Origin of the sequence: Allopontixanthobacter confluentis (assembly GCF_009827615.1) — a bacterium.
In the GTDB taxonomy this organism is placed as follows: Bacteria; Pseudomonadota; Alphaproteobacteria; order Sphingomonadales; family Sphingomonadaceae; genus Allopontixanthobacter; species Allopontixanthobacter confluentis.
In genome coordinates, this window is sequence record NZ_WTYU01000003.1 from 1 (window position 1) to 13,886 (window position 13,886).

17 protein-coding genes are annotated in these 13,886 nt (G+C 52.4%); 4 read left to right on the forward strand and 13 right to left on the reverse strand.

Annotated features, from left to right (window positions below; translation table 11 throughout):
* Positions 1 to 17: 17 nt before the first annotated feature.
* The 8 genes from GRI44_RS13715 to GRI44_RS13750 form a co-directional block, all read right to left on the reverse strand.
* Positions 18 to 509 (reverse strand): hypothetical protein, encoded by a 492-nt coding sequence (locus GRI44_RS13715; RefSeq protein ID WP_160602424.1) that lies wholly within the window; start codon positions 507 to 509, stop codon positions 18 to 20.
* A gap of 127 nt (positions 510 to 636) precedes the next feature.
* Positions 637 to 888: a hypothetical protein gene (locus GRI44_RS13720; RefSeq protein WP_160602425.1), complete on the reverse strand. Its 252-nt coding sequence runs from the start codon at positions 886 to 888 to the stop codon at positions 637 to 639.
* A gap of 110 nt (positions 889 to 998) precedes the next feature.
* Positions 999 to 1,484: a hypothetical protein gene (locus tag GRI44_RS13725; protein ID WP_160602426.1), complete on the reverse strand. Its 486-nt coding sequence runs from the start codon at positions 1,482 to 1,484 to the stop codon at positions 999 to 1,001.
* A gap of 105 nt (positions 1,485 to 1,589) precedes the next feature.
* Positions 1,590 to 2,270, reverse strand: coding sequence for a GIY-YIG nuclease family protein (locus GRI44_RS13730; RefSeq protein WP_160602427.1), 681 nt, complete (start codon positions 2,268 to 2,270; stop codon positions 1,590 to 1,592).
* Positions 2,264 to 2,638 (reverse strand): hypothetical protein, encoded by a 375-nt coding sequence (locus GRI44_RS13735; protein ID WP_160602428.1) that lies wholly within the window; start codon positions 2,636 to 2,638, stop codon positions 2,264 to 2,266. The genes GRI44_RS13730 and GRI44_RS13735 overlap by 7 nt, the downstream gene beginning before the upstream one ends.
* Before the next feature lie 615 nt (positions 2,639 to 3,253).
* A complete protein-coding gene (locus tag GRI44_RS13740; RefSeq protein ID WP_160602429.1) occupies positions 3,254 to 3,868 on the reverse strand; it encodes a TPM domain-containing protein in 615 nt (204 codons plus the stop codon).
* A 512-nt stretch (positions 3,869 to 4,380) separates the two neighbouring features.
* Positions 4,381 to 4,629 carry a hypothetical protein gene (locus GRI44_RS13745; RefSeq protein WP_160602430.1) on the reverse strand — a complete coding sequence of 83 codons (249 nt, stop codon included), beginning with the start codon at positions 4,627 to 4,629 and terminating at the stop codon, positions 4,381 to 4,383.
* Positions 4,626 to 6,044: a site-specific DNA-methyltransferase gene (locus tag GRI44_RS13750; protein WP_160602431.1), complete on the reverse strand. Its 1,419-nt coding sequence runs from the start codon at positions 6,042 to 6,044 to the stop codon at positions 4,626 to 4,628. The genes GRI44_RS13745 and GRI44_RS13750 overlap by 4 nt, the downstream gene beginning before the upstream one ends.
* A gap of 148 nt (positions 6,045 to 6,192) precedes the next feature.
* Between GRI44_RS13750 and GRI44_RS13755 the strand changes: the two genes are divergently transcribed.
* Both GRI44_RS13755 and GRI44_RS13760 read left to right on the forward strand, forming a co-directional pair.
* Positions 6,193 to 6,609, forward strand: a complete 417-nt coding sequence (locus GRI44_RS13755) for a hypothetical protein (RefSeq protein ID WP_160602432.1) — start codon at positions 6,193 to 6,195, stop codon at positions 6,607 to 6,609.
* Positions 6,610 to 6,645: 36 nt separating this feature from the next.
* On the forward strand, positions 6,646 to 6,813 hold the full coding sequence (locus GRI44_RS13760) for a hypothetical protein (protein ID WP_160602433.1): 168 nt from the start codon (positions 6,646 to 6,648) through the stop codon (positions 6,811 to 6,813).
* Positions 6,814 to 6,979: 166 nt separating this feature from the next.
* Here GRI44_RS13760 and GRI44_RS13765 read toward each other — a convergent pair whose 3' ends face one another.
* Positions 6,980 to 8,437 carry a hypothetical protein gene (locus GRI44_RS13765; protein WP_160602434.1) on the reverse strand — a complete coding sequence of 486 codons (1,458 nt, stop codon included), beginning with the start codon at positions 8,435 to 8,437 and terminating at the stop codon, positions 6,980 to 6,982.
* A 154-nt stretch (positions 8,438 to 8,591) separates the two neighbouring features.
* On the reverse strand, positions 8,592 to 8,939 hold the full coding sequence (locus tag GRI44_RS13770) for a hypothetical protein (protein ID WP_160602435.1): 348 nt from the start codon (positions 8,937 to 8,939) through the stop codon (positions 8,592 to 8,594).
* Between the two features lie 227 nt (positions 8,940 to 9,166).
* Here GRI44_RS13770 and GRI44_RS13775 point away from each other — a divergent pair, with 227 nt between their 5' ends.
* On the forward strand, positions 9,167 to 9,925 hold the full coding sequence (locus tag GRI44_RS13775) for a hypothetical protein (protein ID WP_160602436.1): 759 nt from the start codon (positions 9,167 to 9,169) through the stop codon (positions 9,923 to 9,925).
* Positions 9,926 to 10,072: 147 nt separating this feature from the next.
* Here the strand turns inward: GRI44_RS13775 and GRI44_RS13780 are convergent, their stop codons facing one another.
* Positions 10,073 to 10,657 (reverse strand): AbiV family abortive infection protein, encoded by a 585-nt coding sequence (locus tag GRI44_RS13780; protein ID WP_160602437.1) that lies wholly within the window; start codon positions 10,655 to 10,657, stop codon positions 10,073 to 10,075.
* Between the two features lie 148 nt (positions 10,658 to 10,805).
* Positions 10,806 to 11,783, reverse strand: a complete 978-nt coding sequence (locus GRI44_RS13785; protein WP_160602438.1) for a hypothetical protein — start codon at positions 11,781 to 11,783, stop codon at positions 10,806 to 10,808.
* 302 nt (positions 11,784 to 12,085) lie between these two features.
* Between GRI44_RS13785 and GRI44_RS13790 the strand changes: the two genes are divergently transcribed.
* Positions 12,086 to 12,757 (forward strand): SNF2-related protein, encoded by a 672-nt coding sequence (locus GRI44_RS13790; protein ID WP_160602439.1) that lies wholly within the window; start codon positions 12,086 to 12,088, stop codon positions 12,755 to 12,757.
* 270 nt (positions 12,758 to 13,027) lie between these two features.
* Here GRI44_RS13790 and GRI44_RS13795 read toward each other — a convergent pair.
* Positions 13,028 to 13,886, reverse strand: an 859-nt coding sequence (locus GRI44_RS13795) for a hypothetical protein (protein WP_232843200.1), incomplete at its 5' end; no start/stop codon positions are given.

Here is a 13,886-nt window from a genome sequence, read left to right on the forward strand (position 1 = left end):
GCTGGATGGTCGTTACATCATTTGAAGTCACTATCGATGCGCTGAACTCGAATGTCTCTATTCATCGAACAGCGAACGATTTCGATAGAGTTGGTCCCGTTACCGCTCGCGAAGGCAATGCCTTCAGAAATATAATCGTTTTCGGTTATCCTTTCAGCCCTCTCGTCGATGGTCTGCATAGTGCTGCGTCCCGCTCGATCAATCCAGCTATCGCCAGCGGAAAGGAGGCTTAATCTAGACCCTGAACCGAGCTTCTTGGCGCAATAGTCGAGCGAGACTTTGAGACGCTCCTTGCCGCAAGTTGTCAGCTTGCTATCTCGCCAAATCTCCCCGCAATCGCCATATTCAATTGCTGCGAATACCGCTTGTTCTTTTTCGTAGGCAGCTTTGTTCCTCGCCATTTCCTGAGGCGATTCCCGATAAACATAAGGCTCCTCTGGTTGGTCTTCGCCACAAGCGGTCAATATCGCGACGAGTGAAGTGATTATGATTGTTGAGATTATACGCATCACGGGCGTCTGACAGGCTGGACCTTTGGGTGCAAGCCTTGCTCGGCAACATCCAATATTTCCTGAAAACATAACGCGTCTCGGGAAATAGCTTTTCGCAGGATCATTCGGGCTGGTGGGAGTCGCTTCACTCGCACTTGATTATTTCGACAGGCTGATAAAGGTTATCTGCGTAGGCTTGCCGCACCTGCTCCTCATTCGCATCTTCGGGCAGAACTACTTCGTCCATCATCATGTTGAGATATTCGATAAGTTCATCGAGCGCTTGCTGATGGCTAAACGAAGCAGCGGCGCGGCGATGCGGGGCGGCAGTTCCGATGATGCTGACGAAGATCGAGAGTGACGCGAAGTCGATGAACTGATTGTGATTAAGCTCCATTAGGGGTCCTTGGGTTTGTGTCTGTCCCAAGAATAGCAAAGCGGGAGTCCTGCCCGCATTATTAAAATGTAGGCGAGGGCAACTTTTCGAACTCGAACCTGAAATGCGAGTCAGAGGTCGAAGTCAGCCCAGTTCAACGTGAGCTTGTCGCCCTTCACCTTGGGCAGAGCTTTGCGGTCGATCATCTTGCTCTGCACCTCAAAAGCGTCGTCGATCTTCACGATCAGCACCTTGCTGAAGTTGCGCTTGAGGTTGAGTGTGATCGCATCCTTGGCTTTGAACGGAGTGATAGTCTTTACTTCGACGAAGTGATTGCCGAGCTTGCCGTCGGACCCTTGCGCGTAATTGCGGTGCAGTTTGATCCCGTGGGTAATCGCGCCGTAAAGTTCACCGAGGTCGCCGTAGACCTGTAGGTGGCTGCCCGTGAGGTGATGGTAGTCCTCAGCCGTCGAGAGCAGTTTCTGGAAGATCGGCACCAGTTCGACATCGAGATTGGGGTAGCGGGCTTCAAACTCTAACTTTGCCAGATGCGAGTTGATCTCGGTCCAAGTGATCCATTCGCCATCATCGTAAATGGCGTTATCGTCGTTCCACATGTCCGTCTCGGCTCGCATAATCATTGTGCCAAGACATTAGCGCGACATTGGTAAATGACTCATTTCCCATTCAAACTATTTAGGAATGACAGTTTAACGCAACCATTACCTCGGCAACTGATACCTAATTGTCAGCGATGCACCTTTGCCACTCGGAGGTGTCGCGACAATCTCATCGCTTGCTCGACAAGCATCATTCATGACGGTGCAGCAGGTCGGCATCTGATGCTTGGCGCTGGGATAGCCGCCGAGGGATCGATGAAGCTCACCAGAGTTAATATCGACACTGCCAGCGCCTCTTTCGGTCGCCCTTTGGAAGCGAGCGTGCAATTCGGTCTCAAAATCTTCCTTGATGAGCATGTCCTTCCTCTCTTTGAACTCTGGTTTGGATGAAGTTCCGTTTAAAACACGTGGTCCGCCACGTTCAGCTTCGGACTTACGAACTGCTATCCAGTGTTGCTCACGTTCGTTGAGTTGGGACGTTTCACAGTTTTCAAGGATGGAGACGGTAACGTCCATCAGATCGTCATGTGCCCGCCTTAACTCATGGTGGATGTTTCGATATGCGGTCTGCTTTCCTCGCCGATAAGGTGCTCCGACAAGCATCTTCCTAATATTGTTTGGATACTCGTTGATTCGCTGCCGTAGCCGTTTCGACTTACCGACATAGAGGCTGTGCTCTCCGATCCGCCATTCGTAGATTCCCGATAGGGCAAGGTCGATATGTGAAGCGACATCGAGCGCCCACCACCCTTTTCGAACAGGATCGGCTTGGCGATTTACCATGCTGCATCCCCCTCATCGTATTCCAAAATGAAGGACAGGGTTTCGCTCAAGGCAGCCTTGTCGGAATCGATATCTGCTTGGCGATAGTGATCGATGTCGCGGCTTGCCCAACACTTGTATTGGGCTGTTTGATCCAGCTTAGGAGTGAGGTGAAGTCCGTAGATGCACGCTCCTGTCCAACTGCGGCAGAAGATGAGCCACTCGTTCTCATGGAAGACAAACCACCTATCTTCCATCACACGGGGTATGTGCCCTTGCTGAAGCTTGTGGAGTTCGCCTTCAGTGAGAGACAGGGGAAGCTGGAACCATACTATTGCACTGGGTTCAGGTAAGATATTCCAAGAATCGCGTGAAGCTATTTCAGTCATACCGCCGCCCCTGTTGTGCGCCGTCATTCAGCCAATGCCAGATAGACGCCCACCCTTCCGATCTTAAGCTTATGTGCTCTCTAAGAGGTCCGCAAGCTGGCTCCAATAAGGAGCTTGGCGAGCGATGTGAAACATTCCTCAGACAAACTATTCAATCTGAACTTGGACATGGCTTCATCGCAAGCATCGCCTTGCCAAGCTCATAACCTTCTTGGATTCTGGCAATCGCATCCCCGAGCTTATCTGACTATGTCTATGCGTGACCGCGACCCTGCCAAGTCGAAATCCCGACCGTCCCTTTTTGCGTCCCACCAATCCTACAATTGAATAGCATGGCATCTTCGACGTTTTCGAAAAGCCAAAGGATGCGCTGGTCTCTTGTCCTGATCGACCGAAACCAGCCTGATTGAAGACAACCCGAATCTGCATATTTCGATCCAGCTTCGAGAACATCGAGACTGGTCTCCACCGTCGCCGCGTAATTTAGGCTCGAACGAACTCGCATAGCTTGCACTTGGGGAAGCGATTCAAATAGTTGGACGAGGCTTGGGATCGATATTGGCATCAGATATTTAGGATGAAAAGTCGTGGGGAAAGGCGCGACGCAAAGGCAAGTCATGACTGGGGCGAATGGGAAGATAGCCCTCGATTCAGGCGAAAAATGATTGCATCCGCACCAGCATCGATCCCACCAGCTAAATCGCCATCTCGGAATTGGGGAATAATTTTCTCATCCATGATTTGCTGGCACAAGGCATCTGTCAGTTCTCTTTCAAGTCCTAATCCTACCGCGATTCGAGCTTTTTGTTCATTCGGTGCAATGAGCAACACGACACCATCATCATAGTCCTTGCGCCCAATTCCCCAGCTATTTGCTAAATCGGTCGTAAATTCTGCGATGTCCTGACCGCCGAGCGTCGGCACAGTCGCTATAACCATTTGATGTCCCGTTGATCGCTCAAGCTCTTCGAGCTTTTCCGAGAGATCGAACTCCTGCTGATAAGTGAGTATTTGAGCAGAGTCCGTAACTCGTCCGACAAGTTGAACAGTCGGCGCAGAAGCGTCAATTTTACGGTCAGTTTGCGAGCCACTGGTTGGGTCATTGGAGCAAGCTAAAGTCAGCGCCAACATCAGTGACAGAAAGGTTATTTTAAGCAGCCTTAACACTTCACCTTGATGCGGCGACGGTAGCGATCCGTCAATGACCGCAATCGCTTTGCGTTCAGCCAAACACGATCACCGCACCCAGCGTGAGGAAGTCGCCTTAGTAATTCAATTCTTGTTCCCGGACATTTGTAGTGAACTTGCCAATAGGTGAACCACTTCCTCCCGATCACGCACATAGCCATAGCCCGTATTCGCGCTCAACCCGCTCTCATACCAATGCTGATCCACCCCTGCGCAATCGAAATGGACACCCGCTGATCTCGCTTCGTCGGCTGCCGCATGCAAAGCCAATCGCAGAGAATGTGGATGCTCCCCGACCCAAGGAGGGTTCACGCCGTCTGCCACCCAAACGAAATACCCCGCGAAAACTTCTTGCCGACCCGTCTCGATCAACCCGAGTTTGAACCGACCGATGCAAGGTATTTCACCAAACCGCAGCGCAACCTCCCCCTGTTGGGTTGCACTATATTGTTTCCATGATCGGGGTTTCTTCATAGGCGTATTTAGCCCCCAGACGATACCAAGCTTGTTCGATCAATACCGACGACCTTTATCGTCGGATCATTATGGTCGCCCTAATTGTCGTTGGCGTTCTTCTGGCGAGTTGCTCCCATTTTACGAAGCGATTTCCGTACATCCGAAATAGCGTTCGGAATCCCGCGCCAGTCACTGCCCGAGTTGGGGAAAATGCCAATGCCGACTTTGTTGTTAAAGCGCATTACAACCTTCCGGTGACGGCGGGTCCGACCGAACTCAAAGTCTGCATTGGGCCAGTGACGGAATTCGCGCTCAATGGCGTTCTGATAGTCCTTCACCGTCGTCATGCTGCCACCTCACGGGACTGATCGGCAATGTGAAGTCGCACTGGCAGCAGCACGGGCCCGCAAGGTGTCCCAATTTGCCCTGCAGAGGCTTCCGCAGCGCGAGCGCGCAGCGTTTCCTTGCGCCGCTCCGCCATCTGCACGCGCTTGCTCTCGGAGAGCTTCCTGCGCTTCTTAACCGATCCCTTCGCGTTCAAAATCTCCTTGTCGAGGTTACCAGCCTGCACTTCCTGCTTGAGGGAGAGATAATAGTCGCCGAGGTTAACGCGCTTGACGATGGTTTCCGTCTCCCCGTGCGGGAGTTCGATCTTCTTCTGTCCCCAGCGCAGCGTAACCTCGGCGTGTGCGTTGCGAACTTCATACCAACCGCGAAACGGCGAGGCTTCACCGACTGCGATTTGTTCGCAGGTGCGGTCAATTCCTTCAATGACCTTGTTGCGGTCTGCAAGCATGTCCTTTGCGGTGCGCCGAGGGCGCGTGCGGGCAAATGCCTTTTTGGCGCTCTCCAGCACGAAGGTTGAGGAACTGCGCAATTGCTCCTCGTGCTGGTAGGAGGTCTGCCAGTGGTCGAACCCGTTCACCTGCCCTTCCTGCCAATCGACATCAGGTCCGAACCGGTCACGCGCCTTACCAACATATTCGACGCTCTGATCGATGCTGATACAGGACTTGCCGCAAAGCTTTGCTGCCAGTGCAGTGCTACCCGACCCGCCGAACGGATCGAGGATCGTCGCATTGTGGAGGCTGGTTTCGATGATCCGCTGGGGCAAGCTCACGGGGAAGGGATAGGGATGAAAATTGTTCCTCTCGATGGCGATGTCCCACACATCACCAAGGCCAGACACGCCCGTGTTGCGCAAACGCCAGTCGGGCTTGGACAGGATCATCAGCCATTGATGGGCAGGGGCGAAGTGGTGCAGGCTCGGTTGAAACGCCGAGCGGGTAAACCACGCGATAATCTGATGCAGAGGAATCTCGGGCGGGATCAGACCAAGCCGCGTGTCCAAAACCTTTTGCTTAATGCGCGGCTTGTGATTGTAAAAAATTGCGCCGCGCGGGGACAGGAGCCGCCACATCTCACGCAGGCACTTGGGCTGCCAAATCCGATAATCTTCTTCGGACATATTATCGTCATAGCCGTCATAGCCCGGTTCCCGCCTTTCGCCCTTGGGACGCCAGCTCGGCAAGGTCTCACCCAAATTATAAGGCGGCGAGGTGATGATCAGATCAATCGATTCCGAAGGCAGAGTCTTCATGACCGCCAAGCAATCGCCATTGTAGAACTCGATCTTCGACTTGGGACCATTGTCATTGGCCCCAATAACATCGGGAGCGGTCTTCTCGCACAAGCCCAAGGGAGGGATGATGAGATCATGCGGGGTGTTGGTTTCGGAATGGATGTCCAGTTCTGCGTTCAAGGTTGTTCTCCTAAAATCAACCGAGCAAAATCAGCCCCCAAAACGCGCTTGCGTTTTGAAGTTGGGAACTTATTCCGCCAGTTGATGTCCCAATTGTCTCATAAATTTTTGATATGGCCAGTTTTGTCAATCTTGGTGGAGAATACGGATGGAGGAAGAACGTTCGCGTGGAAGAAAAGCTGGCGCGCTGGTTCGTAAGCGCAAGGCTGTCGCTTTTGCTGAATCGATGATTCCTGCATTTGAACTGGCTCGGAAAGCGGGCGCGAAAACTCTTCGTGGGAAAGCAGATTGGCTGAATCAAAATGGATATCTAACCATCAATAAGAAGAGATGGGCTCCACAAACCATAGACAATGTCGAGAACGCTGATCGACAGGCTCGCGAGGTCGCAGAAGCTGATTTCGACGAAGGCAAAGCAGGCTTGCTGCGCAGGTTACGAATGTTGCTACCTGATGATCATGAGCGGAAATCGGAAATCGATGCCGAACTTCAAAACTTAAAGCAAAAACGGAACGCCGAAATGGAAGCGGCAATCGCATTGGGCAAAGCATTTCGCAGAATATAAAAAGATTCTTGGCGTCATGGCAATCGAAGCCTCGCCGTGACGAAGCAGGCTGCGCCTGCCGATTTACAAAGATTCGCGTTCGACAAGGGACGAACTGATCAGTTCGTCGAAGACCAGATCGGCAAGGCGAAGTCGCTCGACTTGTCGAGTGGTGAGGCGCAGCCGATACCCAGTGCGGCGCAGGCGCGCTGGCGTATTATGTGATGAATTACGGATGCGCGATGTCTCGCGTGCTCGACATGCGCGGACCTTGACGGTTTTGCCAAGCGCCACGGCGCTCGACCAAACCGCCTGCGGTCCTGTGTCTGCGACAACACACCGAAATGAGGCCTCATAATTCTATATAATAAGGGAGTTATTAGGCCTCACGTCACGGCGCGGCTTCGATTGCTTTTGCCCGATCTCGCCGATCCCGCTGCTGCTTGGCTCGCGTTATCTTGCGCGCAGTTTCATGCAATGCGGCTTCCGCCTTTGTTCGCCCTGCTCTGGGCCGCCCGCGTGGCTTGAGTGAGGCAGGCAGATTGAGATCAACGTGACGGACATCAACAGTGTTGTGGGGTTGGCTCTCAAAGTAGTTCTGCACCGCGATGGCTTGAGCATGGTCGTAAACGAAGATCATCACATCCTCGCTCGAACTGGCATCGCGCACTGAAGTTCGCGAAACGAACTGAAGGATCGTTTCATGCTCGTTGGTCCTTATCCATTCCATTGTCGATGCCCCAGTGGCTTTGAGCACCAGCCTGACTTCACGCGATGGCTTAGCAGCATAGATCATCGCGGCATGGGTGTTCGACATCAGCAGGGACGTGCCCGCCTGCTTGGGCGAGTAAAAGCCGCCCTTGGGAAGGTGCGTTGCCAGCACCTTCTTGGACGTCTCATTGCATGACCAGATCAGTTTGTTCTTCGGACACGCCTTGCTGATATGCTCCGCTATTGGGATCAGGTGGCGATGACCTTCAGTTGTCTCGAAGAACGACTTTGCCGCGAGACGAGCCTTCAAGAAATAGCGGATCGATACTTTGCGTTTCGCGAATGGGCGCACCGGCAGCGCCGGTGCTTTGATCCATTTGATCTCTGGGTTCCAGCTTTCCGCAATATGGTAGGCGAAGCTGTCGAAGAAGCGGCTTGCGAGAACAGTCACGGTCGAAAATGGCGACAGTTGGGCGAACGAAAATTGCGACCACCAGACCCAAACTACCCTGTCGCCCTCCATCTCGGACCAGTTCTGCATATTGCACAGCGCGGCCTGGCCTGTTTGCTCGGCATCGAACCCCACCACGATCTCGTGAAGTTTGCGCAGCCTCGCATGACCATCACACTGCATGAGGTCGCTGCCGTTGAGCAAACGCCCCTCCGCTGTCGGTTTGATGAGCGACCATCCCGCGTGGACATGTTCCAGTTCAAAATAGCTTTCGAAGAAGGGACGATCCAGCTTGGTCTGCATTTTGGCGATGTGCAGGATTGAGGGAACTTCGTCGCAGACGAAATGCCATCCCGCGAAGGCTCGGAAGTCGCATTTGAGAATCGCTTCATGCGTGCAGAACGCGATGACGTCCCCTGCCTGATACTGTTCTGGGAGCGCCTCGATCTGGACGCGGACGCTTTCCCCGCGCTTCGCAGTTGACGCGGTGCTTGCTGAACTGATGGGGACAATCTTCGGTCGGGCAATGGTGCTACGAGCAAGTCTTTCCGTCAGCGCGGCGAGTTCAGCGATTGACTCGATCCGCTCGACTGCGAACAGCCATCTCCCTCCCGCACGGATCGCGTGCGTCAGTGCATTGTGGGTCTTGCCCGAGCCCACGGGGGATTGGTCCACGGTGATAATCATTCTGGGCAAAGTAACAGTTGCGGTCGAGCGGCCGCAATATTCTCGTTCGGGTTCCACCATTCGATATGGCGCCTGTGGTCATTTAGCAGTCTCCCAAAAAGGGATGAACATGAACTGCGCAGCCTGTGAAAAGCTCACACCCTTCAGGAACCGACTAGGCTTTGAAAGCCGTGCCCTGCTCCGCGTCAAATATATAGCGAACTCTGCCTGATCCGCCGCGATATTCGATGCATGTAACCTCATATCGATTGCCGCCAATCACAAGCGGACTGACTCTCACCACCTTTGCGCATAGGTGTCCGTTCAAATTGATCATCGTCGCGATTTGTTCATTTAGAGCCACATTTTGCGGGGCTGCCACTTTGGCTTCAAGCGTGTCCGCGCTGGTCTCAAGCCGCTGGGTCGCGCCTTCTGCGACCTCGACTTGGTCCTCCTCCGCTTCAGCATTGCGGACGTTGCAGGCAGAAAGTCCGAGCAAAACCAAGATAGCTAGTTGGCGCATAATCCCATCCCACATTGGCTCTAACCATACGGTCATCGTGGGCATTATCTTATTTGATGTCCGCTCTCCACGTAGATAATGGTCATGAAGTCGGCCGGCTATGTCCGATTGTGGGTGGTAAACGAACTGGCGGCTTACTGGATCAAACTCCGAGTAGCGGACATGGCTCGGCACAGGTAGATGTGGCTGGGGTGGGGTGGTTAGCGGTCGATTGGGAGGAGATGAGTTTGGAAGAAATTCAAATCGAGGAAGTCGATAGGATCGCAGCGCAGAATCTGATCCTTGAAATCACTGCACGTCGCTTCGAAGCTGCTCGCGCAGCTACCGAATTCGAGAAGCGCGTTTTGGCAGAAGCTGAGGCACTGGGCGAATTTGCGAGAAAAGCTGACACTCGCACCTATTGCATTCTTGTCGTCTCGTTCGTGGAAGACACTTTCCGTGAGAATTTCATGGAGCGCTGGGAAATCCAGCCTTCGCAACGGAATGACTTTTTTGGCGCTAACGGGCCACTCAGCACTTTCTCACAGCGCATAACGCTCGCATCAGGAATGAATTGGCTGCCAGAGTTTTTCGCAAAAGAGGCAGGCTTATTGCGAAAAATCAGGAACGAACTTGCGCATAACCATCGCATTCACTCGCTCACACAAGAGCCTCTGCTCAGTTGGGCAAACAGTCTGAAACCAGCGGAGACAGTCTGGATAGGAGAAGTGAAGACGAGATACCGCGATGCGTATGATGCGGCCGACCGAGAGACCCAACTTAGGATCAGGATATTCTGCTTGGCACTGCACATCATTGGCGCAGTTGTCGCTAGGTCAAAAAATCTGACTAACGAATTGTCGCCTGATTACCGAGCAAGTGAAGATTGGCACGGGATGACGGATATTGAGCAAGGGTTGATCGACGCGATGGTGCGTCATGCCTATCTCAGCCTTGGCATTCCACCATCGATCACAAAGGAGACCAGTGCGATGGGGCCTGTTTGATTAATATCCGCATTAATGACTTCCCCCCTACCTTAATGGCAAAAAATGGGCCGTTAGCAGAATGTCCGCTTTTTGGATGCAAAAATACTTGCGAACTATGTCCACAATTGGGCTGGTTCTGGGACTGACTGCTTTCAGCGCTGAGATTTAAAAAGCAGGCATCTTGTTTTTTCGCCGCTCTGCCGAATACTCGTAAATTACGTAACCGCAACCTAGTACGTAGCGATCAGCCATATTCACAATCGATTCTCGAATACTACTGAGCAAGTAATGTACTTCAGATTCACTTACTTCGGGAAGTGACGTTTCAGTTCCGTTGGTATCAGCATACAGAGCGCGATGCTTCGCATTTTCCCAAAGTTCATTGTAAGACTTTGCGAACTGGGAACGATGGTGGGAATTTTTCCACGCCTGATCGATTTCTCTCATCAACTCAGATGTGGGAACGTTTTCGCCATGCAATATTCCTTGAGTTATAAAGGGTGTAACTACCGATGCCTGACTTAGGCTTGCTAATACTAGTTGCTTCGTCAGGTGCCACGTCCTGAGCCGCTTAATTTTAGGAAGCTCCATTTCGCCCCAAAGATCGATGATAACCTTGGCTGTTTCCTCAGCGCCGATTAACGAGAGAGCATATGCGCTCTGATTGCGACCATGTTCACGCAAAAGAGAGGCGTCGTTATAAAGACGAATAACGTTTTGTATGATGGGGTCATTGCGATCCAGAGGCATTTCGGCAACCTATGCTAGAACGGCGGCGAAGTCTTCCTCAGCCCTAGATGTACCGTCCGCCCTCGATTTGGTTGCAATTCGAGGGGCGCACATTCACCCCAGCAAAGAAGCCCCGCAATAGTGGGCCACGTGGAGACGCGTCATCCGTTCACACGTAGTCGAAATCAAAATCGAAGTGCGGTTCCCCTACAAGGCGGCGCAAGGAATCGAATTCGGAGTTCTTCCGCCTTCCTCTTGAAATGATTTCGACATCATGCTCGGCGAGATATTTTTGCGCGAACTCGCGGATACGCCGTGGCGGAGCGGCATTGCGGGGACCGAACAAGCCATCGAGTATCCATTTTCCGTTTTTCTTTTTGAGATGGACCACCGCGTTTTGATTTTCCAAATAGACTTCTGCAAATGCGGCAGTGCCCTCGACAAGGTCCGCTAGATAGCCGCGAGCGCAATTGCGATAGCGAAGTGCCAGAGAGTTTAGATGTTCGCCCTTAAGCACGGGGTGGTAATGCGCTGACGCTGGTACGGGATGGTCGCACCGTGCCTTGACCGCCCAACGCTGCCACACCCGAACCATATCTTTCTCGGAGCGGACTCGGCAGATTGCCGCCGCCAGCGCATCGTGATCAACGCCGCGTCGCACCAGCAAATGAAAGCTGGCTATGATGTCTTGTGCATTATCGACTGATTTGATCGCTGCGATCACATTTGCACGGCAGATCGGCTCGGGCAGAATGCTCAAAATGTGGAGTTTCGTGAGATCGAGCGACGTGAGACGCGCGATGCAATTCCTAATTTGATCGTGCGCGGGCACGGATAGGAGTTGGTGAAGCGTCGAATAGAACCGCAGGTCGTGCACTGTCGGACCAGCCCGCCGCAACGCACCGCGAAATCTCGTGGGCACATCACGATACGCTGCCATGAGGATTGCGCGGTGATCGGCAGATCGAAGAAAATCTCCGACCCGCTCCATCTCGTCCTCGAATGGAGCTTTGGCACAAAGATATGCGGCGATGACCTGACGCTTCTCCCTGCTTGCACGGAAGAACTCGCCCAAAAATCCGATGGAATGACGGTCGATCTCAATCGCGAGATCGAGGGACCAATCTGCGTGAAAGCTGTGGGACAATGAGCGCTCCTTACATCAACGGTGTAAGGGAATGGGCTCCGGGAGTTCGGTTCTGGCCATGTATATATTATATATTAAAAACCGGGATTTAGCGAGAAATGCTTCACTGGCTAATTCTATTTTATCGATCCCAAAAGTCTAAATCTGCATTGGCATTCTCGAAGCATTAATTGAATGATACCATGGCAGCGGCTTTAAGCGTCTCGCAACACACACAAATCTTTCTTGGCTATGGGCTTGGAATGCCACGCATTTTGCCCTCTAAGGCATTCGTGCGGCGTTAAGTTGATTAGGGGATCAAGTTGCCAACTGACGTTCACTCCAAACTATATGCGCATGAACTTCGACGCCGCCATGCTTCTGGCGATGCCGAGAAGCTCGCTGGGACTTTGTTGGACGCGCAGGTGGATTTGAACCCACATCAGGTTGCCGCCGCACTCTTTGCCTTTCAGTCGCCCTTGTCGAAAGGTGCGATCCTCGCCGATGAGGTCGGCTTGGGCAAAACGATTGAGGCGGGGCTGCTTCTTTCCCAAAAATGGACCGAAGGGTCGCGGCGTATCCTCATCATCACGCCAGCCAACCTGCGCAAACAATGGTCTCAGGAAATGGCGGAGAAGTTTTTCCTACCGACCGTGATTTTGGAGGCTGCGAGTTACAAGCGGCTAATTGCAGATGGTGTTCACCCCTTTGAGCAGAATGCAATTATCCTTTGTTCGTTTCCATTTGCCGCGCGTCATGAAGAGGAGATCATGACCACCCGGTGGGATTTAGCCGTAATTGATGAGGCGCATAGGCTCAGGAATGTCCGATATAAATCGCGAGATGGCGTTCTTTGTCGCGACCTCGCAATAGCGGTCAGCATTCGCCTTGTGCGCAAAATGGTGTGCGTTGATTTCGCCCTTCTTCGCCACAAGAGGAGCGCCGCATGCGCACTTCAGCCCCTGCGCGACGCCACGCGCAGCATGTCCGATTGAAATGCGATTGCCGACTTGATCCAGACCCCACACGATCATCGCGCGCCTGTCGCCGCCGATTACATATCCCAATGAGTTGAGATGCGGTTTAAGTGGATGATCCATATAACGCGATTTACTGCAAAGCGTGTCGCATGCCAATTTGGATTGGGCTGGAACCAGCAAATGCACGCTTCAGATCAACCGCTGACAAGACCGTTTCGAATTACGAGTTCCGAATGGGTGTTACGTTCGCTGTGCACGATCTCCCCAATAGGTGCAGTGAACTGTTTAGGGCATGTCATAAATCGGAGACCCTGCCAAAAAAGGATGTTTTTTCCTTGTCAGCAATGAAATCACTTCGAAACTACCATAGAAGGAATGTGCGATAGTGATCGAAGCTCGGTGGCCGCCGGGATCGGCGATCTGGTTGCCATAGACGATCTCATCAATTTCCGCTGACTTATAGTGCTCGAATTTATCTGCAAATGCTTGAAAGAACGATGCCATCCATTGCCGAGCGTTATCAAGATCAACTTGATATTCAGGATCATCTGAACTGAAATTCAAATATATGTGATTCATCTCGTGATCGTGGGGGTCAAAGCATTTTCCATATCGTTCGAAATAGCGCGCACAGCAAAGGCTATCGAAAAAGGCATCCATTCTTTGCAGATCGACTTTGTAGCGGCGTGAACCATTCTGCATCCACTCCGCCCCATCGTTAAGCGCAGCCCGAAAAGCAGGCGAACGCTTGAGCGCGCCCAAAACTGATTTATTGAAGATGGCTTTCGGCAGGTTATCGCCACTGGCAGCATTCAAGCACACCTGAACGAGGACATACATGTCGTCGTCAGATTTTTCATTGTTATGTTTCTGGCACGACCGGACAGTCTTGAGTTGAATACCGCCGCCCTTCGGGAAGAAGGCTTTAGGAGGAAAATGCTCCCGAGAGGTGCCCGTAGCACCGCATCGATAGCATATATTTTTAGTCGCATTTCCCAAGGATAAGCACCTTTTCAATGGTAACGTGAGTGAAGAAATTTCAATGTTGGCGTTGGTGGTTGTGCCTCGATACGCTTTGGTAAAGTTTAACCGGATAGCTAAGTTTTGAAAGAGACGAAGAAATCTTGAAAGGACAACCTCCCCA